This window comes from Pseudomonas sp. Leaf59 (assembly GCF_920984685.1).
GTDB lineage: Bacteria > Pseudomonadota > Gammaproteobacteria > Pseudomonadales > Pseudomonadaceae > Aquipseudomonas.
Map to the genome: position 1 here is coordinate 96,645 of NZ_CAKLBR010000003.1, position 23,736 is coordinate 120,380.

General features: G+C 60.7%; 27 protein-coding genes. 16 read left to right on the top strand and 11 right to left on the bottom strand.

Going from position 1 to position 23,736, the window contains the following annotated elements; all coding sequences use genetic code 11:
- Positions 1-178: 178 nt before the first annotated feature.
- The 4 genes from LUB09_RS04050 to LUB09_RS04065 are packed head-to-tail and all read left to right on the top strand — an operon-like array spanning position 179 to position 2,987.
- Positions 179-835, top strand: a complete 657-nt coding sequence (locus LUB09_RS04050; protein WP_231421721.1) for a hypothetical protein — start codon at positions 179-181, stop codon at positions 833-835.
- Between the two features lie 34 nt (positions 836-869).
- Positions 870-1,913 (top strand): pyocin knob domain-containing protein, encoded by a 1,044-nt coding sequence (locus LUB09_RS04055; protein WP_231421722.1) that lies wholly within the window; start codon positions 870-872, stop codon positions 1,911-1,913.
- Entirely contained in the window at positions 1,900-2,433 is a 534-nt protein-coding gene (locus tag LUB09_RS04060) for a glycoside hydrolase family 19 protein (RefSeq protein ID WP_231421723.1), read from the top strand. Before LUB09_RS04055 ends, LUB09_RS04060 begins: the two co-directional genes overlap by 14 nt.
- A complete protein-coding gene (locus LUB09_RS04065) occupies positions 2,430-2,987 on the top strand; it encodes a lysis system i-spanin subunit Rz (protein WP_231421724.1) in 558 nt (185 codons plus the stop codon). The genes LUB09_RS04060 and LUB09_RS04065 overlap by 4 nt, the downstream gene beginning before the upstream one ends.
- On the opposite strand, the gene LUB09_RS04070 is transcribed toward LUB09_RS04065, so the two are convergent.
- From LUB09_RS04070 to LUB09_RS04080, 3 genes are all read right to left on the bottom strand, one after another.
- Positions 2,929-3,285 carry a hypothetical protein gene (locus LUB09_RS04070; RefSeq protein WP_231421725.1) on the bottom strand — a complete coding sequence of 119 codons (357 nt, stop codon included), beginning with the start codon at positions 3,283-3,285 and terminating at the stop codon, positions 2,929-2,931. The genes LUB09_RS04065 and LUB09_RS04070 overlap by 59 nt on opposite strands.
- A gap of 77 nt (positions 3,286-3,362) precedes the next feature.
- Entirely contained in the window at positions 3,363-4,547 is a 1,185-nt protein-coding gene (locus LUB09_RS04075; protein WP_231421726.1) for a tyrosine-type recombinase/integrase, read from the bottom strand.
- A gap of 271 nt (positions 4,548-4,818) precedes the next feature.
- On the bottom strand, positions 4,819-5,898 hold the full coding sequence (locus LUB09_RS04080) for a patatin-like phospholipase family protein (protein ID WP_209980891.1): 1,080 nt from the start codon (positions 5,896-5,898) through the stop codon (positions 4,819-4,821).
- A 189-nt stretch (positions 5,899-6,087) separates the two neighbouring features.
- On the opposite strand from LUB09_RS04080, the gene LUB09_RS04085 reads away from it, so the two are divergent.
- From LUB09_RS04085 to LUB09_RS04100, 4 genes are read left to right on the top strand one after another with little or no spacing between them, the layout of a single operon-like run.
- Positions 6,088-6,390 (top strand): PepSY domain-containing protein, encoded by a 303-nt coding sequence (locus tag LUB09_RS04085; RefSeq protein WP_209980894.1) that lies wholly within the window; start codon positions 6,088-6,090, stop codon positions 6,388-6,390.
- Positions 6,390-6,701 carry a PepSY domain-containing protein gene (locus tag LUB09_RS04090; RefSeq protein ID WP_209980896.1) on the top strand — a complete coding sequence of 104 codons (312 nt, stop codon included), beginning with the start codon at positions 6,390-6,392 and terminating at the stop codon, positions 6,699-6,701. The genes LUB09_RS04085 and LUB09_RS04090 overlap by 1 nt, the downstream gene beginning before the upstream one ends.
- A complete protein-coding gene (locus tag LUB09_RS04095) occupies positions 6,701-7,369 on the top strand; it encodes a response regulator transcription factor (protein ID WP_057009034.1) in 669 nt (222 codons plus the stop codon). Before LUB09_RS04090 ends, LUB09_RS04095 begins: the two co-directional genes overlap by 1 nt.
- Entirely contained in the window at positions 7,366-8,685 is a 1,320-nt protein-coding gene (locus tag LUB09_RS04100; RefSeq protein ID WP_231421727.1) for a sensor histidine kinase, read from the top strand. The genes LUB09_RS04095 and LUB09_RS04100 overlap by 4 nt, the downstream gene beginning before the upstream one ends.
- A gap of 313 nt (positions 8,686-8,998) precedes the next feature.
- Here the strand turns inward: LUB09_RS04100 and LUB09_RS04105 are convergent, their stop codons facing one another.
- Positions 8,999-11,146, bottom strand: coding sequence for a methyl-accepting chemotaxis protein (locus tag LUB09_RS04105; RefSeq protein ID WP_231421728.1), 2,148 nt, complete (start codon positions 11,144-11,146; stop codon positions 8,999-9,001).
- Between the two features lie 241 nt (positions 11,147-11,387).
- On the opposite strand from LUB09_RS04105, the gene LUB09_RS04110 reads away from it, so the two are divergent.
- Entirely contained in the window at positions 11,388-12,707 is a 1,320-nt protein-coding gene (locus LUB09_RS04110) for a Na+/H+ antiporter family protein (protein WP_209990255.1), read from the top strand.
- 121 nt (positions 12,708-12,828) lie between these two features.
- Positions 12,829-13,896 carry an AI-2E family transporter gene (locus LUB09_RS04115; RefSeq protein ID WP_057009037.1) on the top strand — a complete coding sequence of 356 codons (1,068 nt, stop codon included), beginning with the start codon at positions 12,829-12,831 and terminating at the stop codon, positions 13,894-13,896.
- Here the strand turns inward: LUB09_RS04115 and LUB09_RS04120 are convergent.
- The 3 genes from LUB09_RS04120 to LUB09_RS04130 all read right to left on the bottom strand — a co-directional run bounded on the left by LUB09_RS04120 (position 13,893) and on the right by LUB09_RS04130 (position 14,975).
- On the bottom strand, positions 13,893-14,069 hold the full coding sequence (locus LUB09_RS04120) for a hypothetical protein (protein ID WP_209980904.1): 177 nt from the start codon (positions 14,067-14,069) through the stop codon (positions 13,893-13,895). The genes LUB09_RS04115 and LUB09_RS04120 overlap by 4 nt on opposite strands.
- Positions 14,070-14,162: 93 nt before the next feature.
- Positions 14,163-14,357 (bottom strand): hypothetical protein, encoded by a 195-nt coding sequence (locus tag LUB09_RS04125; RefSeq protein WP_231421729.1) that lies wholly within the window; start codon positions 14,355-14,357, stop codon positions 14,163-14,165.
- Positions 14,358-14,600: 243 nt separating this feature from the next.
- Positions 14,601-14,975: a hypothetical protein gene (locus LUB09_RS04130; protein WP_169896687.1), complete on the bottom strand. Its 375-nt coding sequence runs from the start codon at positions 14,973-14,975 to the stop codon at positions 14,601-14,603.
- A gap of 157 nt (positions 14,976-15,132) precedes the next feature.
- Here LUB09_RS04130 and LUB09_RS04135 point away from each other — a divergent pair, with 157 nt between their 5' ends.
- Positions 15,133-15,951, top strand: coding sequence for a shikimate 5-dehydrogenase (locus LUB09_RS04135; RefSeq protein WP_231421730.1), 819 nt, complete (start codon positions 15,133-15,135; stop codon positions 15,949-15,951).
- Positions 15,952-16,005: 54 nt separating this feature from the next.
- On the opposite strand, the gene LUB09_RS04140 is transcribed toward LUB09_RS04135, so the two are convergent.
- Positions 16,006-16,656: a YceH family protein gene (locus LUB09_RS04140; protein WP_231421731.1), complete on the bottom strand. Its 651-nt coding sequence runs from the start codon at positions 16,654-16,656 to the stop codon at positions 16,006-16,008.
- A gap of 115 nt (positions 16,657-16,771) precedes the next feature.
- On the opposite strand from LUB09_RS04140, the gene LUB09_RS04145 reads away from it, so the two are divergent.
- Complete coding sequence (locus LUB09_RS04145; RefSeq protein WP_231421732.1) at positions 16,772-17,281, top strand: DUF1993 domain-containing protein; 510 nt, start codon at positions 16,772-16,774, stop codon at positions 17,279-17,281.
- 72 nt (positions 17,282-17,353) lie between these two features.
- Here the strand turns inward: LUB09_RS04145 and nhaR are convergent, their stop codons facing one another.
- A complete protein-coding gene (nhaR, locus tag LUB09_RS04150) occupies positions 17,354-18,256 on the bottom strand; it encodes a transcriptional activator NhaR (RefSeq protein WP_231421733.1) in 903 nt (300 codons plus the stop codon).
- Between the two features lie 134 nt (positions 18,257-18,390).
- Here nhaR and LUB09_RS04155 point away from each other — a divergent pair, with 134 nt between their 5' ends.
- The 4 genes from LUB09_RS04155 (at position 18,391) to mnmH (ending at position 21,651) form a co-directional block, all read left to right on the top strand.
- A complete protein-coding gene (locus tag LUB09_RS04155; protein ID WP_209980915.1) occupies positions 18,391-18,642 on the top strand; it encodes a hypothetical protein in 252 nt (83 codons plus the stop codon).
- 28 nt (positions 18,643-18,670) lie between these two features.
- A complete protein-coding gene (locus tag LUB09_RS04160) occupies positions 18,671-19,420 on the top strand; it encodes a TerC family protein (protein ID WP_209980917.1) in 750 nt (249 codons plus the stop codon).
- Positions 19,421-19,513: 93 nt separating this feature from the next.
- Entirely contained in the window at positions 19,514-20,548 is a 1,035-nt protein-coding gene (gene selD / locus LUB09_RS04165) for a selenide, water dikinase SelD (protein ID WP_209980919.1), read from the top strand.
- A complete protein-coding gene (gene mnmH, locus LUB09_RS04170) occupies positions 20,548-21,651 on the top strand; it encodes a tRNA 2-selenouridine(34) synthase MnmH (protein ID WP_231421734.1) in 1,104 nt (367 codons plus the stop codon). The genes selD and mnmH overlap by 1 nt, the downstream gene beginning before the upstream one ends.
- A gap of 118 nt (positions 21,652-21,769) precedes the next feature.
- Here mnmH and LUB09_RS04175 read toward each other — a convergent pair whose 3' ends face one another.
- Positions 21,770-22,825 carry a permease gene (locus LUB09_RS04175; RefSeq protein ID WP_231421735.1) on the bottom strand — a complete coding sequence of 352 codons (1,056 nt, stop codon included), beginning with the start codon at positions 22,823-22,825 and terminating at the stop codon, positions 21,770-21,772.
- A 58-nt stretch (positions 22,826-22,883) separates the two neighbouring features.
- Positions 22,884-23,585, bottom strand: coding sequence for a histidine phosphatase family protein (locus LUB09_RS04180; protein ID WP_231421736.1), 702 nt, complete (start codon positions 23,583-23,585; stop codon positions 22,884-22,886).
- Positions 23,586-23,736: the final 151 nt, after the last annotated feature.

Sequence of the window (23,736 nt, forward strand, 5' to 3'; positions counted from 1 at the left end):
ACTCAGCTGTGTGCATTCCAATTGCGGCATATGACACCACAGCCCAGAACCCAAGCTCCATTCAATATACGCCGATAGTCTCATCGGGAGGTGTGACTATTTATTTCGGCAGTCCGGCTGCAAATACCGGCCCGCTGGGCACCAGCAATCAGAGACTTTTGGTTATGAGGTTTAGATAATGGATTATGGAGCCTCGTTCAAAAACAATAGCGATGTCGTAACTATTGATACGGAGTTTTCCCGACTTGTTGTGCTTGAGAAAGGAACTTGGAGCGGAACAGGGTCAGGTGTTTTTGTAGCGTTTGCAAAAACAGTCACCACTAGCGAGCCGCCACTGGTATTCGTAAGGCCCGGCCAGTCAAACACTCTATGCTTTTGCTTGATACAGGGAAGCGCCGGTGCTTGGACGGGATTCTCCTTCAGGGGTATTGTAGGTGTAGCAACTTCTGGATCATGGTTTTCTGCTGCATTTATGTCGTTTCCTACTGCAAACTATGGTTTGAGGTTATGGGGCGACTCTACAAAACTTCTTTTTGACAACGGAACACCCTGCGCACAATTTACCAGATCTATTACCTCGTGGACTTATCTTGGCGCAACGCAAACTAGCCAAGGCGTGTATCGATATAGCTGGACCGCGCCCTCAAGCCTATCTAGTGGCGATTACATGATGCTTAATAATGTCGCTATGGATATGGCTGGCGTCGTATCAAGGCAGGGCAATATGTACGCTGTGTGGGAATACCAAAACGATAGACTTGTAATGCAAGCCGTCGGCGTTGATTTGCCTGGAGCTTTTTACATGCCTGTTGTTTTTGCAAAGACTGTCACTTAGTTAGTATACGAATAATCTAAGGGGTTTTAATTTTATGGCAAGGCAAGATATAAACCTCGGCACCGCGCCTACTGGCGCTGGCGGGGATACCACCAGAAGCACTGGCGTAAAAATTAATCAAATGTCTTCGGAGCTTTATTCGGCGCTTGGTGCTGGAGGCAATGGGGTAATTCCGTCTGCAATTCCGGTAAATCGTGGCGGTACCGGCGGAACAACTCAAGCAGAAGCTCAGGCGGCCCTGGGCCTCGGAACTGCTGCTACGCGAAACGTAGGTACAGCCGTTGGCAATGTTCTTGGTTATGGATCATTTGGTATCGGCGGGCGCGCGCCAGACATCCCGGGCAACTCTTTCAACGCGATAGGCGATACGGGCATTTATCGCAGCACGGGTGGTACCGCAAACAGCCCTGCGAATTACGGCTACGGCACGCTATTCGTGGAGAACTATGACGCGGGTTTCACCGCGCAGCACGCCACGTCGTTTTCTGGCCGGCTGTTTTTCAGGATCAACAACAATTTCAGCTGGGGCAGCTGGGGTGAGATCTACACGACGATGAACACTACCCGCGGGAGTGGCGGTGCACTTTCGGCTGCGTCACCTATCGTGCGTATCGCCAACGTGGCAGCGAGCGAGAGGCGAGACCTCCTGGAGCAAACGTTCCAGAACGCCGGAGCATGGGGTGTTGCGAACGAAGACGCGCGCGGTGTGCTGGTGGAGCGCCTTTCGATTGGTGAATACCGAGTGACAGGCAGTCTCGGCCTGGCGCTTGAGGGTTGGCGGACGCACGACCCAAGCTCGCCGGATGGTGGCCGCATGCTGGGCATCACTGACAGCCAGCAGGACGACTCCGGCAATGTGATCATTCGTCTATTCAAGCAGCGTTGGACGCTCACGGACGATGGCGAGATGGTGCCCGGGCGTGGCGCTCCGATGGACGTGCCTCTCAATAGCTGGATTGACGTTCGACTGGAAATGCCCAAAACCGATATGCCGCCGCCGGCTACCAGCGCAGAAGAGAGCCAGGCAGGCGCCGATCAAGAAGCGTCCTCCACGGGAGAAGACAATGCCGATCAATGAGCAGCAGTTGCTGCAAATCCTCCCGAACGCCGGCCGCAATGCCGGCTTTTTTGTTCCTGCCCTGAACACGGCCATGAACCACTACGGCATCGTGGGCGCCGCGCGCGTTGCGGCGTTCATTGCTCAGATCGGCCATGAGTCTGGCCAGTTGCGCTGGGTGCGCGAGATCTGGGGGCCTACCGCGCAGCAACTCAAGTACGAAGGTCGTGCCGATCTGGGCAACACCGAGAAGGGTGACGGCTCCAAGTACCGTGGGCGCGGCTTGATTCAGGTAACCGGCCGGGTGAATTACAAGGCCTGCGGCGAGGCACTGGGACTGGACCTGATCAACACTCCGGAACTGCTGGAGTTGCCGCAGCACGCGGCCATGTCGGCTGCATGGTTCTGGTCGACGCGCGGGCTGAACACCCTGGCGGATCAAGGGGAGTTCGTGAAGATCACTCGGCGCATCAACGGGGGCGTGAACGGGTTCGCCGACCGCGAGGCGCTGTACGAAAAGGCGCTGAAGGTGCTGGCATGACGCCGGTGCAGAAGCTGGCCGGGCTGGCGGTGCTGATCCTGGTGCTGATGGCCACCGCCGCCGGCGTCACCTGGCAGGTTCAGGACTGGCGCATGGGCAAGAAGCTCTCCGAGCAGGCCGGCCTGCACCAGGGTGACCTGGCCGCGATCAGCAATGCCGCCGCTGTCCAGGTTCGAGCTGAGCAGGACAAGCGCCTGGCCATCGAGAAACAAATCGCCACCCAGGACCAACAACACATCAAGGAATTATCCGATGCCCAACGTAATCAGGCTGCTCTGCGCGATCGCCTTGCCACTGCTGATGTGCGCCTGTCAGTCCTTCTCGACGCAACGGATTCAGCCAGTGGCTGCGACGTGCCTGCCACCCCCGGCGCCGCCGGCGTGGTTCATGCAGCCCGTCGAGCCCAACTTGACCCAGCGCATGCTCAACGAATTATCGCCATCACCGACGACGGGGATAAAGCCGTGATCGCGCTGCGGGCCTGTCAGGCATACGTCAGGACGGTGGCCCCCGGTACACTTTCAGCTCCAGTAGAAGCCGCTGATTCTCCCTGAACAGGTGGTCTCGCTGCTCTGTTATCGTATCGATGGGGCGAAAGCTGTGATTGCCAGATGGGTCGTCGCCAATTTCTAGCAGGCGAGCCTGAGCCCGATTTAGCGATGCCTCGGCCTTGCTCTTGCCAGCCAGCAGCAGGTCATTCATCTGGACAAGCCCGGCAATGTTTGCCCTTGCCCTGGTCAGTAGCTGATAGGCGCTGTTCAGCTCATCCTCGAGCAGCGCGCATTGGTGCTGGTACATTTCCAGTGGCGTGGGGCATCCGAGCCAATCATCGGTATCTGCGTCAACGGTCATGGTGGAATCTCAAATACTGTATGTGCGTACAGTAATCGAGGTTTGATCGTGGCGCGATTTTAGGCGACGAGCTGTATCTATTCGCCAGATTGTCCAGCAGATACGAGGTCTGCCCACTCCTGCATCATTTCTCGACGCTGCTCAAGGTACGCGGCATGGTTGTACACGTCTCGGATAAAACTGCTGTCCGCGTGGGCGAGTTGCCTCTCGATCCAGTCACGGTTGTAACCGCGCCCGTTCATCTCAGTGGAGAATAGATGCCTGAAGCCGTGAGGCGACTGCTTGCCGGTGAGTCCGCAGATATCCATGACGTTGTTCGCGTAGTTCGTGCCGATAGGCATTGTCGGATCACTGCGGTTCGTGAACACATAGCGAAGGCCGCCAGTGATGGGTAGCATGCTTTTCAGCAGCTCAACGGCCTGGTCCGGCAGCGGCACGGCATGCTCACGTCGCGCCTTCATCTTTTGCGCCGGCGTTGTCCATGTGGCTGCGTCCAGATCGATTTCCGACCATTCTGCGTGCCTGACCTCACCCGGGCGTGATGCGGTGTAAATCATCAGCATGATTGCCGACCGCAACTGGTGGCCTGACACACACTGTTGAATGGTGGCGATGGTCTTGGGTAGTTCGCTGAACGGCAAGAATGGATGCGGCCGGTTCTGCGCGCCTTTCTCGGTGACGGCGTGCATCTCAGCTGTCGGGTTCGATTCAATCAGTCCGGTGGCGATGGCATAGCTGAACACCTGGCCCATCCTCTGCCTAACCTTCACCGCCGTGACTATAGAGCCGCGCTTTTCGATGCGCCGTATCAAGCCGATCACGTCAGCGCGCTTGATGGCGTCGATCTGCCGCCCGCCAAATGTTGGAAGCACATCCAGTTCCATCAAATTGCTGATGATCCGGTACGTTCCAGGCGATATGCTGGCCCTCCTGAATGCCAACCACTCATCGTACACGCGGCGGAATGTCCGGCCGCCAGCCTCAATCAGTCCTGCCTTCTTCTCCTTCCTCGATTCGCGCGGGTCTACGCCGCGCGCGATGTCTTCCCGCGCCTCATCTCTGCGAGAGCGCGCTTCCTTCAGGCCCGTTTCCGGGTATGTTCCAAAAGAAATCCTTGCCTGTTTTCCAAGCCATGTGAATCGAAAGTGCCAACTTTTGATTCCACTGTTCGCCACGTAAAGCGAAAGACCCAGGGAGTCGGAGAGGGTGTATGCCTTTTCCTTTGGCTTGGCCTGTCTGGCCGCCGTATCCGTGAGTGCCACTAGTACATCCTCTCAAAACCATTTCCAATGTACTGGATGATGTACTAACTAATTGCCATTGGGAAGGTATCGCGTGGTACGCGATGATACTCAAATGCTTTTGTTTGTTGGGTTGTACGGAGGGAATTGGGAAGGGGTGGTTTCAGGCGGGAGACCACCGTGGAATCTTTGAAGATTTCCACGGTATTTTCGGCTCGGTCAGGTATCTGGCAGGCGGCGAGTTTAACAGCTTGATCCCGCACTGCGCACACCGTCCCTCGCTCCTGCCGTTTTAGAGGGCCAGCAGCCGCTCGCCCAGCCTGCCGTTATCCGCCAATTGCAGAAACTCATCCCCCAGCCGCTGGCTCTCGCTCATCGCGGTTTGCCAGTATTTGTGGCGACTGGCGTCATCGCCCATGAAGCGCTTGAAATCGCTGCGGTCAGGCAGTTTGCCGTGGGGCAGACGAGCGAGGTAGTCCTTTGAGGGCGCCAGTAGCAACACATCCTGCAAACCCTGTTGACTGCTGCGGCGCCATGGCAGGCCCTTGTCGAACCAGCCTGGAATGACCCGGTCGGTAAAGTGCGGGTACAGCACGATGTCATCACCGCTGTAGGGCAGGTCGAGGTGGTAATCCAGCAGGCCGCCGTCGCGGTAGGTGCCTGCGCCTGCGCCGGGCAGGTCGCGCACGCCTTGCATCACCATGGGGATCGAGCCGGAGGCGAGCAGCGCCTGGCGCAGGTTGCCCACACCCAGCGCAATGAAGCGCGACGGGAAATCCTTCAAGGGGTGCACCGGCGGCGCCTGGCGCGGGTCGTGGATGATCAGCCGCTCGAAATGCCGCGACAGCCGTGCGCGAGCGCGCAGGTTGTCGGCAATCACCGACGACAGGCCCAGCCCCAGCCGTCCGCGGTGGTCATCGGCGAGCAGGCCGTGGCTTTTGACCACCATGATGTTCAGCCGATAGTCGGGATTGTCCAGCACCTGTGCATCGCGGCCGGCCAGTAGATCGTCGAGCATGCGCTGGCAACTGCGGGTGACCTCGGAAATGGTCACGCCTTTGGCAAACCGTTGTTCGTTATACAGCCGTCCGAGATCAAGCAGGCCTTGCACCGGGTCGGGCAGGCACGCGCTGGCAAACCGCCAGGAACCGATGGACGCGCCGATCAGTGCGCGCTCACGCGGTGTACGGCGCAGCCAGTCGCCAAACAGCGCCAGGTCCAGACCCTGGATTCCCAAAGCCTTGGGGCCGCCAGCTGCGCCCGGCAGGATGCCGACCTCGGCAGGCCCAAGGCCTTGCTCACGGATACGGGTGAATGCGCGTTTACCCGCCTTGAGGGTCAGGGCGGAAAACTTGACATGAATAGCGGCCATACACATCTCGAACTGAAGGAGCGAGTTCGCTCGCAAAAAACGCCAACCATAACGCGTGTATCCGGAATAAACAGAGTGACGTTGAGATTTTTCTTATGGAAAATTGCCATGGTGGCAATTCAGTTTGAGTTAAGTTGCAGCGCGTACCGTCGCAGATGTAGGAAATACATCCTGAAACGGAGACTCATCATGAAGCGCCCCACAGCGCTGGTCGCCGCCGGTATCATCGCTGCGTTTGCGGTGCAGGCGTGGGCAGTGAACCCCGACAAACCACCGAATGTGCCCGGCGCTGTTACCATTGTCGCCTTCGATCAGCTTGAAGCCACGGCGCTGGCTTTGCATCCGGGTTCGACCCTGTTGGACACCGACCTGGACGAGCACTATGGCCGGTACATCTATGAGGTCGAGATCGAGGATGCCCATGGCGTCGAATGGGACGTTGAACTGGACGCGCTCTCCGGGCACGTTCTCAAGAATCATCAGGATACGTAATGACGGTATATCGACGCGTCGCGAGTCTGGCAGTGCTGGTGCTCCTGGCCTTCTGCTCAAGCCTGGCCGCCCGCGACCTCAACCAGGACGAAGCGCTGGCGCTGCGCCAGCAGGGAGTGATCCTGCCGCTGGAGCAACTGCTGCAGCAGGCGATGGCGCGGCATCCCGGGTCCAGACTGCTGGAAGCGGAGCTTGAGAAAAAGCACGGCGAGTATGCTTATGAAGTCGAACTGGTGACGACTGACGGCGTGGTGCGCGAAATCAAACTCGACGCCACCACCGGTGTGCTGATCAAAGATAAGGAAGACTGATGCGCCTGCTACTGGTGGAAGACAACGTACCGCTGGCCGATGAACTGCTGGCTGGCCTGCAGCGTCAGGGTTACGCGGTCGACTGGCTGGCCGATGGGCGCGACGCCGTGTATCAGGGCCGCAGCGAACCCTATGACCTGATCATCCTCGACCTTGGCCTGCCGGGCCTGCCCGGGCTCGACGTACTGGCGCAGTGGCGCGCAGCGGCATTGGCCACGCCGGTGCTGATTCTGACCGCCCGCGACTCCTGGGCCGAACGCATCGAAGGGCTCAAGGCCGGCGCCGACGATTACCTGAGCAAGCCCTTTCACCCTGAAGAACTGCACCTGCGCATCCAGGCGCTGTTACGTCGCTCCCATGGGCACGCGAACCAGCCGACCTTGCAAGCGGCCGGTCTGCATCTGGATGAAGGCCGCCAGTGCGTGCTGCGCGACGGTGAGGAAATCCAGCTGACTGCCGCGGAATTTCGCCTGCTGCGCTATTTCATGCTGCACCCCGAACAGATCCTGTCGAAAAGCCATCTGGCCGAGCACCTGTATGACGGTGAGACGGAGCGCGACTCCAATGTGCTGGAAGTGCACGTCAATCACCTGCGTCGCAAGTTGGGTCGCAGTGTGATCGAAACCCGGCGCGGCCAGGGTTACCGGTTTGGCGCCAGCCCTGCATGAGGTCGATCCAGCGGCGCCTGAGCCTGGGGTTGATCAGCGTGATGGTGATCGTCGGCGTGGTGCTGGCGCAAACCAGCCTATGGTTGTTCGAGGCTGGATTGCAGCGCTACCTGGAAGCCGGTCTGCGTAACGACAGCGAGAACCTGCTGGTGGCGCTGGTGCGCGGGCCGGGCGGCGTGCAGCTGGATGAGCAACGCCTGTCGCCGGCCTATCAGCGGCCTTTTTCGGGGCATTATTTCCGTATCGATTTTGCCGACACCCACTGGCGTTCCCGTTCACTGTGGGACCAGGAACTGCCCAGGCTGCCCGAGACCGGTCTGAAGGGTAACCTGCAGTTGGGGCCGGAAGGCCAGCAACTGCTGGTATTGCGTTCGGATTACAAACGCTTTGGCCAGTCGATTTCCATCAGCGTGGCCCAGGACTACACGCCGGTGCGCGAAAGCTTTCGGCTGATGCGTCAGATCGGTCTGGTGATGGGGCTGGCGGCCTTGTTGTTGGTGCTGGTGCTGCAACGGGTCACTGTGCGCCGAGCCTTGCGCCCGCTGGAAACCGCGCGTAACCAGATCGCCCAACTGCAACAAGGCCAGCGCTCGCAACTGGACACCCAGGTGCCGCTGGAGCTGGAGCCGTTGGTGGCGCAGATCAACCACCTGCTGGCCCACACCGAAGACAGCCTCAAGCGTTCACGCAATGCTTTGGGCAACCTTGGCCACGCGCTGAAAACGCCGTTGGCCGTGATGCTGAGTGCGGCGTCGAGCGAGGCGCTCAGGGAGCACCCGCAGTTAAGCAAACTGCTGCGTGATCAGCTTGAGCAGGTGCAACAACGCCTTAACCGTGAGCTCAACCGCGCGCGCCTGGCCGGCGAAACCCTGCCGGGTGCATTGTTTGACTGTGAACAGGAGCTGCCGGGCCTGCTCGCCACCTTGAACATGATCCACGGCGAACACCTGGGCCTGAGCTACCAGGTTGCTCCCGGACTGCAACTGCCGTGGGACCGCGAAGATTTGCTGGAGCTGCTCGGCAACCTGCTGGACAACGCCTGCAAATGGGCGGATGCCGACGTACGGCTGACGATCAGCGAAACCGAAAAGAGTTACCTGCTGGCCGTGGAAGATGACGGCCCGGGTATTCCCGAGGCCCAGCGGCAGCAAGTGCTGAGCCGTGGTACCCGCCTGGACGAACAGATCGACGGCCACGGCCTGGGCCTGGGCATCGTGCGTGACATCGCCGAGGTGTGGGGAGGGGTGTTGCAGTTGCAGGAATCCGAATTGGGTGGCCTGAAGGTACTGATCGAACTGCCCAAACGCCATTCCTGAGTTGCCAAAAACCAAGGTGCGGGGGAAGCGCTCAAGCTGAAGTAATGACTGCGTACGTGCTATTTCAGGCAGCCACATCCCAGTGGTGAGCAGGCTTGTTGTGGCGAGCGGGCTTGCCCCGCGTTGGGGTGCGAAGCGCCCCCAATCACGGAAAACGCGGTGTACCTGACACTGCGCGGTGAATGGTTTTGGGGCTGCTGCGCAGCCCAACGCAGGACAAGCCTGCTCGCCACAGGGAATCTGCGCTTAACTGAACGGCATTAGGGCAAGCCCGCTCGCCACGGAGGCTGCTGGTGCCGTTGCCTCCTGAGGCTTACACCCTGAACTGATCCATCAACCCCTGTTGCTGATTGGCCAGGCTGTTCAATGCCTGGCTCACCCGCGCCGACTCATTGGCCTGCTCCGACAAGGATTCGGTGACATCCCGGATCGTCGCCACGTTGCTGTTGATCTCCTCGGCCACCGCGCTTTGTTCTTCTGCGGCGCTGGCGATCTGCAGGTTCATGTCGCTGATCACCGTGACCGCCTCGCCAATCTGACGCAGTGCGGTCACCGCCTGGCCGACCTGTTCGACGCTGCCCTGGGCCTGGCGATAGCTGTTGCCCATGGCGCCCACCACGGTTTCAGTCCCGCCTTGCAACTGCTCGATCACCCGCCGGGTTTCTTCCACCGACTCCTGAGTGCGTCGCGCCAGGTTGCGCACTTCGTCGGCCACCACCGCAAAGCCGCGACCGGCCTCACCGGCGCGGGCGGCCTCAATGGCAGCGTTCAGCGCCAGCAGGTTGGTCTGCTCGGCAATGGCGCAAATCACTTCCAGCACCGAGCCGATTTTCTCGCTGTTGACGGCCAGGCCTTCGACCTGAGCCATGGCGGTGCTCATATCAGCGGCAAGCTCACCGATATTACGCGTGGTGCGGTCGATCACCGTCAGGCCTTCGCGGGTCGCCTGGTCGGCATCGCGTGCGGCCTGGGCGGCCTGAGCGGCACTGCGGGCCACGTCCTGCGCGGTGGCGCTCATCTCATGGGAGGCGGTGGCCACCTGATCGACCTGGCGATACTGCTGTTCCATGCCGGCGCTGGTCTGAGTGGCAATCGCGGCGGATTGGTCAGCGGTGCCGCGGGCGTCCTGCACCGAGCGTTTGACCTCGGCAATAATCGGTTGCAGCTTGTCGAGGAAACGGTTGAACCAGCCGGCCAGTTGCCCCAGCTCATCCTGTTTGGCGTAGGCCAGGCGGCGGGTCAGGTCGCCTTCGCCGCTGGCGATATCTTCCAGCATGCGCGCCACACCGAGGATCGGCCGCGTCACGCTGCGGGCCATCAGCCACACCAGGATCAGGCCGAGCACGGCGGCCAGCAGGCCCAGGCTTAGCTCCAGCCAGGTGCCGCGGGCGTTGTCGGCATCCAGTTGCGCCTTCAGCGCTTCGGCCGGGCCCATCAGGACTTTTTCCGGCACATCCAGCAACACGCCCCAGGGTTTGCCGTCTGGAATGGGGGTGAACGGCGCAAGCACTTTCAATTGATGATCGGCGCGCAGGCTGCGTACCTGGGTGCTTCCGGCGAGTGCGCTGATCAGTTGCGCGCCGCTGGTGCGGTCGACCTGGTCCAGGCGTTGGCTGAGCTTGCTCGCATCCGGGCTGTAGCCGGCGAGCACACCGGTGGGGCTGAGGATACTGACCTGGGTCTGGCCGTCATACAGTTTCTGGCTGGCCTGCTGGCTCACTGCCTGCAGGCTGTTGAGGTTGATGTCCACCGACAGTGAAGCGACGACCTTGCCATCGACCATCAGCGGAAACACGATGCTGGTCATCAGCACGTTTTGCCCGTCGATCACATAAAAATACGGTTCGATCACGCAAGGTTTGAGGGTGGTGCGCGGGCACGTGAACCAGGCGTTGGCCTTCTCGCCACTGGGACCGACGGAAACATCCGCCATGTCGCTTTCCGGCAGCGCCATGGAGGTGATCTTGCCCGGTGTCGGTTGCGACCAGTACAGCGCGAAACGTCCCTTTTCATTGCTGCCCAGTTCGGCCTGATTGGCGAACAGCTCATCCTTGCCGTCCAGTGCATTGCTTTCGAACACCAGGGACAGGCCGAGCAGATCGGGGTTGGCCTGCAATGCGGCCTTGACCTGCCGGGTCAGGTCTTCGCGCGTGTCGAAGGCGTCGAGAAAACGTTTTTCGGCCTGTTCGCGCAGGAACAGTACCTGACGGGAAAAACCGTGGCCGTACTGGTAGGCGTCCATGAACTGCCGGCGAATGTTCAGTGCCTGTCCCTCACCCTGTGCCTCGATGCGAGCCTGCGCCGCCTCATCGAGCATTTGCATGCTGGCCGCCTTGACCTGTGCCGAACTGTGTTCCATGCGATACAGCGACAGGCCCACGAGCAGGGTGACGATGCCCAGCAGGCACAAACCGGCGAGCAGGGTGATTTTCCATTGAATGGACAGTTGTCTAAGGGACATCAAAAAGCATCCTTAACCTGAAGGCACAGAGAACTACTGTGTCGGCTGCGGCGAAGGATTCTTTATTCAACTGATCCATCGAACCTGAAAACGGCGCCGTTTTTTGACATGCGGCCCTGCCTGCTGCAAAGTGCGCGCCCTCTAACAAGACCTCCTTGACGCCTGTTCGCCGGTCGCCCTATTCATTGGCTGCGCGCGCGGGCATGCCTGTCTTTTTATGTTTCTGCTTGAGGTAACCATGATTAACGCAGTCATCGCCGCGGTCGGCACCATGCTGGTGCTCAGCCTGTCCCGCGTGCATGTGGTCATCGCCATCATTATTGGCGCGCTGGTGGGCGGCTTGACCGGTGGCCTGGGCATCGAGGCCACGCTTCAGGCGTTCAACGGCGGCTTGGGTGGCGGTGCGACCGTGGCCCTGTCCTACGCATTGCTCGGTGCTTTCGCGGTGGCGATTGCCAAATCGGGCTTGGCCCATGCGCTGGCGGACAAAGCGCTGATGCTGGTCGATCGCCAGGAAGCCACTGGTGGCAGCCACGTCAAATGGCTGTTGATCGGACTGCTGTGGGTGGTGGCGATTGCCTCGCAGAACATCCTGCCGATCCATATCGCGTTCATCCCGTTGCTGGTGCCTCCGTTGCTGTATGTGCTGACCAAGCTGCAACTGGACCGCCGCCTGATCGCCTGCGTGATGACTTTCGGCCTGATCACGCCGTACATGTTCTTGCCAGTGGGCTTCGGCAATATCTTTCTCAACCAGATCCTGCTGGCCAACGTGGCCAAGAGCGGGGTGGACGTAAGCCAGGTCAACGTCACCCACGCCATGGGCCTGCCGGCACTGGGCATGGTGGTCGGCCTGCTGGTGGCCGTGTTTGTCAGCTACCGCAAAAAGCGCGTGTATGACCTCGAGAAAATCGAGCGTGTCGAGCAGGTGGCCGTGCAATACAACCCGCTGACCCTGCTGGTGGCCGGCCTGGCGATTGCCTCGGCGTTCATCATTCAGTTATGGCTGGATTCGATGATCATCGGCGCTTTGGCCGGGTTCCTGATTTTCTCGGTATCGGGCATCGTGCGCTGGCGCGAAACCGATGATCTGTTCACCGAAGGCATGAAAATGATGGCGATGATCGGCTTCATCATGATCGCCTCGTCGGGCTTTGCCGAAGTGCTCAAGGCCACCGGTGACGTGCGCTCGCTGGTGGAAACCTCGGCGGCCTTCATCGGCCACAGCCGTGGGGTGGGGGCGTTGTTGATGCTGCTGGTGGGCCTGCTGGTGACCATGGGCATTGGCTCGTCGTTTTCCACGGTGCCGATTCTCGCAGCGATCTTCGTGCCGCTGTGCGTGCAACTGGGCTTCAGTCCGCTGGCCATCGTGTGCATCGTCGGCACGGCCGGCGCGCTGGGCGACGCCGGTTCGCCTGCCTCCGACTCCACCCTCGGCCCGACCTCCGGCCTGAACATCGACGGCCAGCATCACCATATCTGGGACACCGTGGTGCCGACCTTTCTGCACTACAACATCCCGTTGCTGGCCTTCGGCTGGATCGCCGCGATGACCCTCTGAGGCGAACGCCGCCATCGACCGATGTACGGCGGCTACGCTCAGTGCAACAAAGATGGCACTCGCAGGATTCGCTGCGGACTAAGCAGCAGGATGCACCCCGCTTTTTTCACACGGACCGGACATGAACGCGACCAATCTTCAATTCAAAACCCTGCTGCTGATGCTGGTCCTGGTGACCGTGGCGTTCATCTGGATATTGCTGCCGTTCTACGGCGCGGTGTTCTGGGCAGTGATCCTCGGCATCATCTTTGCGCCCATGCAGCGCCGCGTGCAGACGAAATTCGGCTGGAACCGCAACCTCACGTCCCTGACCACGTTGACGGCGTGTCTGGTGATCGCGATCCTGCCGGTGATCATCACCAGCGCCCTGCTCGTGCAGGAGGGCGCCACGCTGTACAAGAACATCGAAAGCGGCAAGCTGGATGTGGCCGGTTATATCGAGCAGTTCAAGAACTTCCTGCCGCCTTACTTCCAGCACCTGCTGGACCGGTTTGGCATGGGCAATCTGGAGGGGCTGCGCGAAAAGATCGTCAAGGGCGCGATGCAGGGCAGCCAGTTTTTTGCGTCACAGGCGTTCAGCTTTGGCCAGGGTACGTTTGATTTCCTGGTGAGCTTTTTCATCATGCTGTATCTGCTGTTTTTCCTGCTGCGCGATGGCCCGGAGCTGGTGCGCAAGGTGCGTACCGCGGTGCCGCTGGCCGAGCCGCAGAAGCGTCGCCTGCAATTGAAGTTCAACCGGGTGGTGCGGGCGACGGTCAAGGGCAACGTATTGGTGGCGGTGACTCAGGGCGCGCTGGGCGGCTTGATTTTCTGGTTTCTCGACATTCCCAGCGCGCTGCTCTGGGCCGTGCTGATGGCGTTTCTATCTTTGTTGCCGGCGGTCGGCGCGGGGATTGTCTGGGCGCCAGTGGCGGTTTACTTCCTGCTCAGCGGGGCGATCTGGCAGGGTGTGGTGCTGGGGCTGTTCGGCGTGTTCGTAATCGGCCTGGTCGACAACGTGTTGCGCCCGATTCTGGTCGGCAAGGACACCAAGATGCCGGACTACCTGATCCTGATCTCGACCCTGGGCGGTCTGTCGGTGTTTGGCCTCAACGGCTTCGTGATCGGTCCGCTGGTGGCAGCGCTGTTCATGTCCAGCTGGGCGCTGTTTGTGGAGACCAAGCCGCGGGTCAAGTTGCCGTTGCCTTAAGCGCGAAGCGACGTTTGTTGCAGCTGCTGTTTTGCGTCAGACAGTGACAGGAGCGGGCCACTGATGGGCTCGCCGTTGCTTACCAGGTACCAGCAGGCCAGCAGACCCCTGTTGCGCAGGGAGGCGGGAACGGCGGTGCCGACGACGGACATGATGTGAACGGTGGTGGGCATACAGACCTCCAAACGTGATGATGGGGCTACCTTAAGCGGCATGAAGGCACGGGAAAAATCATCTGTCTCGATAGTCGTCATCAACGCCAGGCGTTACTCCACCACCTGATCAAGCATGTGCACCACTTCCGCTTCACTGAGCACGCCTTTGCGCACCAGATTTTCCGCCAGCAACGCCATGAACTTCGCGTTGCGGTGGCCTTCCAGGTGCTTGAGTTCGGTCAATGCGTTGTAGACCTTGCTGGATGTGCACAGGCCTGCGGTGCGGTGTGGGTTTTGCGTGGGCATGGTCAGTCGTCCTTTGTTGTTATTGGGTGGACAGGCGCGGTGATGAGCGTGTGAGTGGCTCCAACATGCCAGCGCCGGCCCCGGTCAAGCAAGCAGACTTTGACATCAATGATGTGGGATTACGCGTTGGTCGCTGTCCTCAAAACGACCCCCACGCGGCTGAGTCGGACGTAGCCCCCATGAATTGCGCGCAAAAAAAGGCCCCGCGTGTGGGCGGGGCCTGTTCATACAAGGTGATGACGCTTACCAGCCGCGGCCGTAGTAGCCATGGGGAGGACCGTAGTAGTGGGCAGGTCCGTAATAGCCGCGCGGTGGGCCGTAATAGACCGGCGCCGGGCGATAATAGACCTCGCGCTGCACATACACCGGTGGCGGCGGGGCGTAGTAGACCGGTGGCGGCGCCGCATAGACCGGCTGCGGTTGCACATACACCGGTTGCTGTTGCACATAGACCTCACGGGGCTGGTTGGCCACCACGGAGCCCACTACGGCGGCGCCCACCAGTGCACCCAAGACGGCAGGGCCACCCCATCCACCACCGTGGGCGGAGGCTTGGCCGGCCATTGCGAGTGCGCCGATAAGCAAGGCGATCCTGGGGAGTTTACGCATCATGGTCATTCCTCGGTTAGCCCCTGCGCTTGTGGTCTGCAATCAATAGACTCAAGTAATGTCGCGGGGATACTTTTAAGACAACGTATTTCTGAAAAACAGCACAGCCGCCAGGTAAAGGTTGTGTAAGGTCTGTACCGATTTGCTTACTTTCAAGGAGCTACCCATGCAGATGCACCCCAACAAGGACACCCAGCTGTGCATGTCACTGTCGGCGCGTCCCGGAAATTTTGGCCTGCGTTTCCATAACCATCTGTACGAGCAGTTGGGCTTGAATTTCTACTATAAGGCCTTCAGCAGCCGCGATCTGCGCGGCGCGATCGGCGGCATCCGAGCGCTGGGAGTACGCGGTTGCGGGGTGTCCATGCCGTTCAAGGAGGCTGCCATTGCCTTGGTGGACGAACTTGACGAGTCGGTTCAAGCCATTGATTCCCTGAACACCATCGTCAACACCGATGGCCATCTCAAGGCGTACAACACCGACTATATCGCCATCGAACAACTGCTGAAAAAACATACGGTGCCCAAGGATTCCACGTTTGCCCTGCGCGGCAGCGGCGGCATGGCCAAAGCTGTGGCCAGTGCACTGCGCGATGGCGGCTATGCCAACGGCGTGATCGTGGCGCGCAACGAAGCGGCGGGCCGGGCGCTGGCGCAGAACCTGGGCTATGAATGGCAGGCGCACCTGGGCGAACTGCGCCCGCAGATGCTGATCAACGTGACCCCGATCGGCATGACCGGCGGATCGGAAGCGGATCAGTTGGCGTTTGACGCCGATGCGGTGGATAGCGCGGACACGGTGTTCGATGTGGTGGCGATTCCTGCCGAAACGCCGTTCATCCTGCGAGGCAGGGCCAAAGGCAAACGAGTGATTACCGGGCTGGAGGTGATCGCGATTCAGGCACTGGAGCAGTTTGTGCTTTACACCGGCGTACGGCCGACGAATGAGCAATTCGAGGCGGCAGTCGCCTTCGCCCGGGGTTGAAGCCCTGTGCCGATCCAAATGTGGGAGGGGCTTGCTCCCACCTGGATCACCGCGTTACGCCCGTTCCAGCTGTGCCAGGCGCTCTTCAAGGGCGGCAATGCGCGCTTCCAGTTCTTCAATGCGCTCAACCGGGACGCCCTGCGCCCCACGTTCCACCGGACTTCCGCGCGCCGCGATGATCACTTCGATATCCGCCGGGTCGCCCAGTGCATGGGTGTAGCGGTCTTCGCGCTGCCCCGCCTGGCGCGGTACCAACAGCGCCAGGCCTCGCGCAATCAGGCGTTCGAGTTGGTGCATCACCTGCTCGGCGTCTTCGAAGTCATGCATGCGCCCGCTGCGGGTCAGCAACTCGTTGACCGTCTGCGGCCCGCGCAGAAACAGCAGGCCGATAAGAATCACCTGGGCCGGCACTAGTTCCAGGGCTTTTTCCACACGGTGTTCCCAGCGGTCGGCGCGGCTGCCCATCACCAGCCGGGTAAAGCCCTGACCTTCGAGTACGCGCAGGCTTTGGCCGACCTGACCCGGGCTCAGGTTCATCACCGGCTCGCGGCTGGTCTTCTGGTTGCAGGCCAGCACCAGCGCGTTGAGGGTCAGGGGGTAGGTTTCCGGGTTGGTCGCCTGTTTTTCGATCAGGCAGCCCAGGATGCGGATTTCCGTGCTTTTCAGGCGCGGCTCAGGGGTGTCGGTGTCGTGCTCGGCGGTCATCGCGCTTTCCCTATGCAGTGAGAGCACTAGCCTATGCCGGAAAAAATAAAAGACAAGCGGCTGGCATGCCTATAATCGACGCTGGTTCAAACCCTGCCATAACCGTGAGACTGTCATGACTATTTCCCTGTACGCCGCCTCAATCCCGGTCTTCAAGCAAATGCTCAGCGCCCTTAGCGATGTGCTGAGCAAAGCCGAAGCCCACGCCACCGCCAAAAACATCGAGCCGAACGCGCTGCTGCAGGCGCGCCTGTTCCCGGACATGTTCGCACTGGTGCGCCAGGTGCAGATCGCCGTCGACTTCGCCAAGGGTGTCTCGGCACGTCTGGCCGAGATCGACGTGCCCAAGTACGAGGACAACGAAGTCACCTTCGCCGACCTGCAAGCGCTGATCGCCAAGGTGCTGGCCTTCATCGACACCCTCAAGCCCGAGCAGATCGACGGCAAGGAAGGCATCGAGATCGTCACCCGCCCAGGCACACCGAAAGAGAAGCGCTTCACTGGCCAGTCCTACCTGTTGACCTACGGCCTGCCGCAGTTCTTCTTCCATGTCACTACGGCCTATGCACTGCTGCGTCATAACGGTGTGGAAGTGGGCAAGCGCGATTACATGGGCGCGTTCTAAGCAGCCATTTACAAAAAAACCGGGGTGGATCTTCAACGAGCCACTCCGGTTTTTTTGTGCCTGCGTTGGCGGTCAGGGCAGGGCGGTAAACAACTCGCGTCGTGCGCCTTCGGTAATCGCCACGATGCCGGGGTGCTTGACCTTGCGCTCCACCGAGATGGCGTAGAACGACTCGGTCACTGCATCGGTCTGGCCAATTAAAGCCACGCCGTACTGGCGCACCACCTCGTCGGCAATCACGCTGGGGGCGATGAATATGCCGCTGCCGGATTGGCCGAAGGCCTGCATCAATGCGCTGTCGTCGAACTCGCCGATGATCTTCGGCTGGATCTGCTGCTCGGCAAACCAGCGCTGCAAACGGCTGCGCACCACCGTCTCCGCACCGGGAATCAACAGTGGCGCGCCCTGCAAGCATTGTGGGAAAGCGCCGGGATGCCGGTCGGCCAAGGCCTGGGTGGCGAAAAAACTGATGCCGCATTCGCCCAGTTTCTGGCTGTAGCCCTTGATGTCGAGGTGCGTCGGCATCGGGCTGTCAGAGATCACCAGGTCCAGGCGCTGGATCGCCAGGTCTGCCAGTAAGCGTTCGAGCTTGTCTTCGCGGCAGGTGATGCGCAGCGGCTCGCTCAACTCCATGGTGGGGGCGATCAGCCGGTAAACAATGGACTTGGGCACCACATCCGCCACCCCGACCCGGAACAGGATCTGCTGTTCATCCGGTTGCGCGCGCAACATCGCCTCCAGTTCATTGCCGGTCTGGAACATCTGTTCGGCGTAGGGCAGGGCCTTGCGCCCGGCCTCGGTGAGTTCCAGCTGGCGTCCTACCCGCTGAAACAATGCGATGCCATAGGTATGTTCGAGCAGGCTGATCTGCCCGCTGATGGTCTGCGGCGTGAGGTTCAGTTGCTCGCAGGCGCGCACGATGCTGCCTGTCTTGGCCACCACCCAGAAGTAGTGCAGTTGTCGGTAATTGAGCATGGCGACCTACACTTCGTGAAAATCGAAGTATACGTGAGAAAAATACGAATTTTACTGAACTGTCCGCCTGCATAGAATGCCTCGCTATCACGGGGCCACTCTCTGGACCCATTGGTTCTAACGAGGAATGCATCATGAAACTCAATTCCCTGGGCGCGGCGTCCTTGCTTGCGCTTTCATTGGTGATGATCAGCGGGTGTGATCAGGTCGAAAAAAGTGCACAGCAGGTGTTGGGCAAAGCCACCGAATCGGCCAAGCAGGCCATCGATGACACCCACAAGGCCGCCGAACAGGCGTTGAGCGAAGCGACACAAGGCCTGATCAGCCCGCAAAAAAAGGATGATCAGGAAAAAAACGAGTCAGACTCCAATACCCAAGACACCTAACTTCCCGGCACAACCTCAGGACTGACCTATGGACTACCTTTTACAACTGGCCGCCAGCCCCACCGCCTGGATCGCCCTGGCGACCCTGATCGTCATGGAAATCGTGCTGGGCATCGACAACCTGATCTTCATCTCGATCCTCACCAACAAACTGCCGGAGAAACATCGGGCGAAGGCGCGGCGCATCGGTATCAGCATGGCGCTGATCCTGCGTCTGGGCCTGTTGAGCACCATCGCGTTCATCGTGCAACTGACGGCCCCGGTGTTCGAGATCTTCGGCCAGGCGTTTTCGTGGAAAGACATGATCCTGATCGCCGGTGGCCTGTTTCTGGTGTGGAAGGCGACCACCGAGATCCATCACAGCATGGACCCGGAGCCAGAGGAAAAGACCAGCACCGGCAACGCCGTTACCATCGGTTTTGCCGCGGCCATCGGCCAGATCCTGCTACTGGACCTGGTGTTCTCCATCGACAGCATCATCACCGCCGTGGGCATGACCGAACACTTGCCGATCATGATCATTGCCGTGGTGACCTCGGTGATCGTGATGCTGGTGGCGGCCGAACCGTTGGCCAGGTTCATCAACGACAACCCGACCGTGGTGATGCTGGCCCTGGGCTTTTTGATCATGATCGGCATGACGTTGATCGCCGAAGGCTTCGGTGCCCATGTGCCCAAAGGCTACGTGTATGCGGCCATGGCCTTCTCGGCGGTGATCGAATGCCTGAACATCGCCCGGCGTAACCGCCACAAGCGTTTGCTTGCTGCCCGTCAGTAAGCGCTGAAACAAACAGGCCGGCTGCGCTCACAAGCGCCAGCCGGCCTTTTGCTGTCTGCTAGAATCGTCCCACTTGATAGCTTGAGGTTTCCCATGAACGAGCCGATTCGCCTTACCCAGTACAGCCACGGCGCGGGATGTGGCTGCAAGATTTCGCCCCAGGTGCTGGAAGTGATCCTTGCCGGCAGCGGCGCGCAAAACCTCGACCCCAAGCTGTGGGTGGGCAACGCCTCGCGCGACGATGCGGCGGTGTACGCCATCGACGACGAGCGTGGCGTGGTCTCCACCACTGACTTTTTCATGCCGATTGTCGATGACCCCTTCGACTTCGGCCGCATCGCCGCCACCAATGCCATCAGCGATATCTACGCCATGGGCGGCGACCCACTGATGGCCATCGCGATCCTTGGCTGGCCGGTCAATGTGCTGGCGCCGGAGGTGGCTCGCGAAGTCATCCGTGGCGGCCGTTCGGTGTGCGACGAAGCCGGCATTCCATTGGCGGGCGGGCACTCGATCGACGCGCCCGAGCCGATCTTCGGCCTGGCCGTTACGGGCCTGGTGCACAAGCGCCACATGAAGCGCAACGACACCGCCACCGCCGGTTGCCGGCTGTACCTGACCAAGCCCCTGGGCATCGGCATCCTCACCACGGCGGAAAAGAAGGGCAAGCTGCGCGAGTCGGATATCGGCCTGGCCCGGGACTGGATGTGCACCCTCAACAAACCGGGCAGCCGCTTTGGCAAGTTGGCCGGGGTGACCGCCATGACCGACGTCACCGGTTTTGGTCTGTTGGGTCACCTGGTGGAAATGGCCGACGGCAGTGGCCTTACGGCGCGCATCGAATACGAAAAGGTCCCACGCCTGCCAGGGGTGGAATACTACCTCGACCAGGGCTGCGTGCCCGGCGGCACCTTGCGCAATTTCGACAGCTACGCGAAAAAGCTTGGGCGCGTGCAGGAGCTGCACAAGCGCGTATTGTGCGACCCGCAAACCAGCGGTGGCCTGCTGATCGCCGTCACGCCTGAAGGCGACGCCGAGTTTCACGCCGTGGCGGCGGAGCTGGGCCTGAACCTTACGCCAATCGGCGAATTGCTCGAGCGACAGACCAACGCGGTCGAGGTGATTTGATGGCGGCCGACATCACCGATTACCGCGACATTTTCCTCAACGACCGGCCGATGATGGACACCCGCGCGCCGGTTGAATTCACCAAGGGCGCGTTCCCGGGGGTGATCAATCTGCCGCTGATGACCGACCACGAGCGCCAGCGGGTCGGCACCTGCTACAAGCAGCAGGGCCAGCAAGCCGCAATCGTCCTGGGCCACGCGTTGGTGTCCGGGGCGATCAAGGCTCAGCGTATCGAGCAATGGGCGCACTTCGCCCAGGCCCATCCCCATGGCTACCTGTACTGCTTTCGCGGCGGGCTGCGCTCGCAGATCGTGCAGCAATGGCTGAAAACCGAAGCCGGCATCGAATACCCCCGCGTCGGCGGTGGCTACAAGGCCATGCGTACGTTCCTGGTGGACACCATCGAGCAAGCGACTGCCCAGTGTGATTTCGTGCTGCTCGGCGGCATGACCGGCACCGGCAAGACCGAAGTGCTCGGCCAGTTGCACAACGCCCTTGACCTGGAAGGCCACGCCAACCATCGCGGCTCCAGCTTCGGCAAGCGCGCCACGGCGCAACCGTCCAACATCGACTTCGAGAATCGCCTGGCGGTGGACCTGCTGAAAAAACGCGCCGCCGGCGTCGAGCGGTTCGTGGTCGAGGACGAGAGCCGCATGATCGGCAGTTGTGCGTTGCCGCTGCCGTTGCACAAAGGCATGCAGCGCTTTGCGATGGTGTGGCTGGAAGACAGCGTGGAAGGGCGCGTGGAACGGATCCTGCGCGACTATGTGGTGGACCTGTGTGCCGAGTTCATTACAGTGTTTGGCGAGCAGGGCCAGGCGCTGTTTGCCGAACGCCTGACCCAGAGCCTGGCCAATATCCACAAGCGCCTGGGCGGCGAACGCTTCCAGCGGTTGCAGGCGATTCTGCAGGACGCTCTGGCGGAGCAGGCGCGCAGTGGCGAGGTGCATTTGCACCGAGTGTGGATTGAGGGGTTGTTGCGTGAGTACTACGACCCGATGTACGCCTTCCAGCGCGAGAGCAAAGGTGCACGGATCGAGTTTGCGGGGGAGCAGGGGGCTGTCGTGGAGTATTTGCGCGAGCGTGGTATACGGCACGGTTAAAGGGTTGGTCTGACGGGCCTCTTCGCGAGCAAGCCCGCTCCCACCTTTTGATCTGTAACTACATCCAAAACGTGGGAGCGGGCTTGCTCGCGAAAGGGCCATCAGCCTCATCCGAATTCTAGAGAATCACCGCCCCGATCAAGCCACAGACCACCCCGATCAGCATGGTCAATCCGGCCACCGTCACCAGCACCCGCGCATCGAAATCCTTGCGCAGCATCAACAGCGACGGCAGGCTCACGCTGGGCAGGGTCATCAGCAGCGCCACCGCCGGGCCGGTGCCCATGCCAAGGGCCATCATGGTTTGTACGATAGGAATCTCCGCCGCCGTAGGAATCACGAACAGCGTGCCGACAATCGCCAGCGGCACCAGCCACACCAGGCTGTTGGCCATTGCGCCGTCCACGTGGGGGAACAGCCACACCCGTGCCGCGCCCAGGACCAGCACTGCCAGGATGTACACCGGGATGGTGCTCCAGAACAGCTGCCAGAGGGTACGCAGCCAGCGGCCGAGAAACGGTTGCGCGTCCACCGTGCTCACATCGGCCACAGCTTCCAGCGCGGCCTCCGGCACCTGCTCGGGGCGTGCGATACGCTGCGCCACGAGGGACACGCCCACCACCAGCACAATCCCTGCCACCAGCCGCAACGCGGTAAAGCCCCAGCCCAGCACGAAGCCCATGAACACCAGAGTGGCCGGGTTCAACACCGGGTTGGCGATCCAGAACGCCAGTGCCGCGCCCACCGATACCTGCTGACGGCGCATACCCGCCGCCACAGGCGCGGCGCAGCAACTGCACATCATCCCCGGCAGGGCGAACAACCCACCGCGCAGGGTCGAGCCAAGCCCGGCGCGGCCGAACAGGCGCAGCAGCCAGTCACGGGGGATCAGCACTTGCAGCAATGAGCCAAGAATCACCGCCAGTACGGCGGCTTTCCAGATCGCCAGGAAATACACCTGGGCGTAGGCCAGCGCGGCCGCCAGGGGCGCGCTTTGCTGGTCATTGAGAATCGAGGCGCCGATGCTGTGGTTGTCGGCCGCGACAAACGCCTTGAAGTAGTAGGGCGACCACTTCACATAGTAGAGGCCGACGCAGGCCACCAATAGGAACAGCGCCGGCTTCCACCAGAAAGACCAGCCCCGATTGGGCTGGGTGGAGATGAGGTTGGACATGCTGATAATCCGCAGAGGAGTCGATAGCGCAGCATCATACGCCCCTGCCGCTCAACCTTCAGATATCTGCACTCACCTGTGTCGCTTCCGGGCAGCTTTGCTCGCCGTTGTTCAGGCCCTGCTTATAGTTGCGACTCAACAACGACGCCTTGCCGTTGTGCCAGGTCAGCGTGAGCACGTAGAGGGTGTCGTAATCGCTGCCGGACCAGTCTTCGGTGATGGTGTGCTTCTCGCCCACCGCTTCGCTGGCCACCTTGTTGATCAGTTCCGGCAGATAGCCGTGAGACCAGGCGGTATAGATGGTCGCGTTGTGGTACTTGTCTTCCACCAACTCGTCGGCCAGGGCGCTGGTGTCGTTGGCCGAGAACTTGATGTTGACCGGCAGGCCGAGCTTGATCGCGCTGGGGCTGATGGTCATCAGCGGACGAATGTAGCTGTAGGAATTATCCTTCTCGCCTTCCTCGATATTGCGCGTCGGGTTGGCTGCAAACACGTAATTGGCCTTGCCGAATTTTTCCGGCAGCACCGTGGCCAGGTTCATCGCACGGTTAAGGCCCTGGCAATTGAGCTGACCGAGGCCGCCGGCCGGTTTTTCGCCGTGGCGCAAAAATACCAGGGTTTGCACGCCGTCCACCGGCTGCGCGCGGCTTTCACGGGCGTCAAGGACGGCAACCATGGCGCCGCTGACCAACAGCATCGGTAACATAATGTATGAATAGCGTTTGAAACGTTGCACTAGGCGCAGAGGCTTGATCTTCATGATAGGTTCGAGTCTTCGTGCGTCAGGTTAAGGCCGACAGGCCCGGCCACAGTGGCGCTTGGTGCGTGCTGCGGTGTTCCTTGTCGATATAGCAAGGTGCCTCCATTCACCCAAGAGGGCGCACTTAAGAGTGCATCGGGGCACTTTGGTT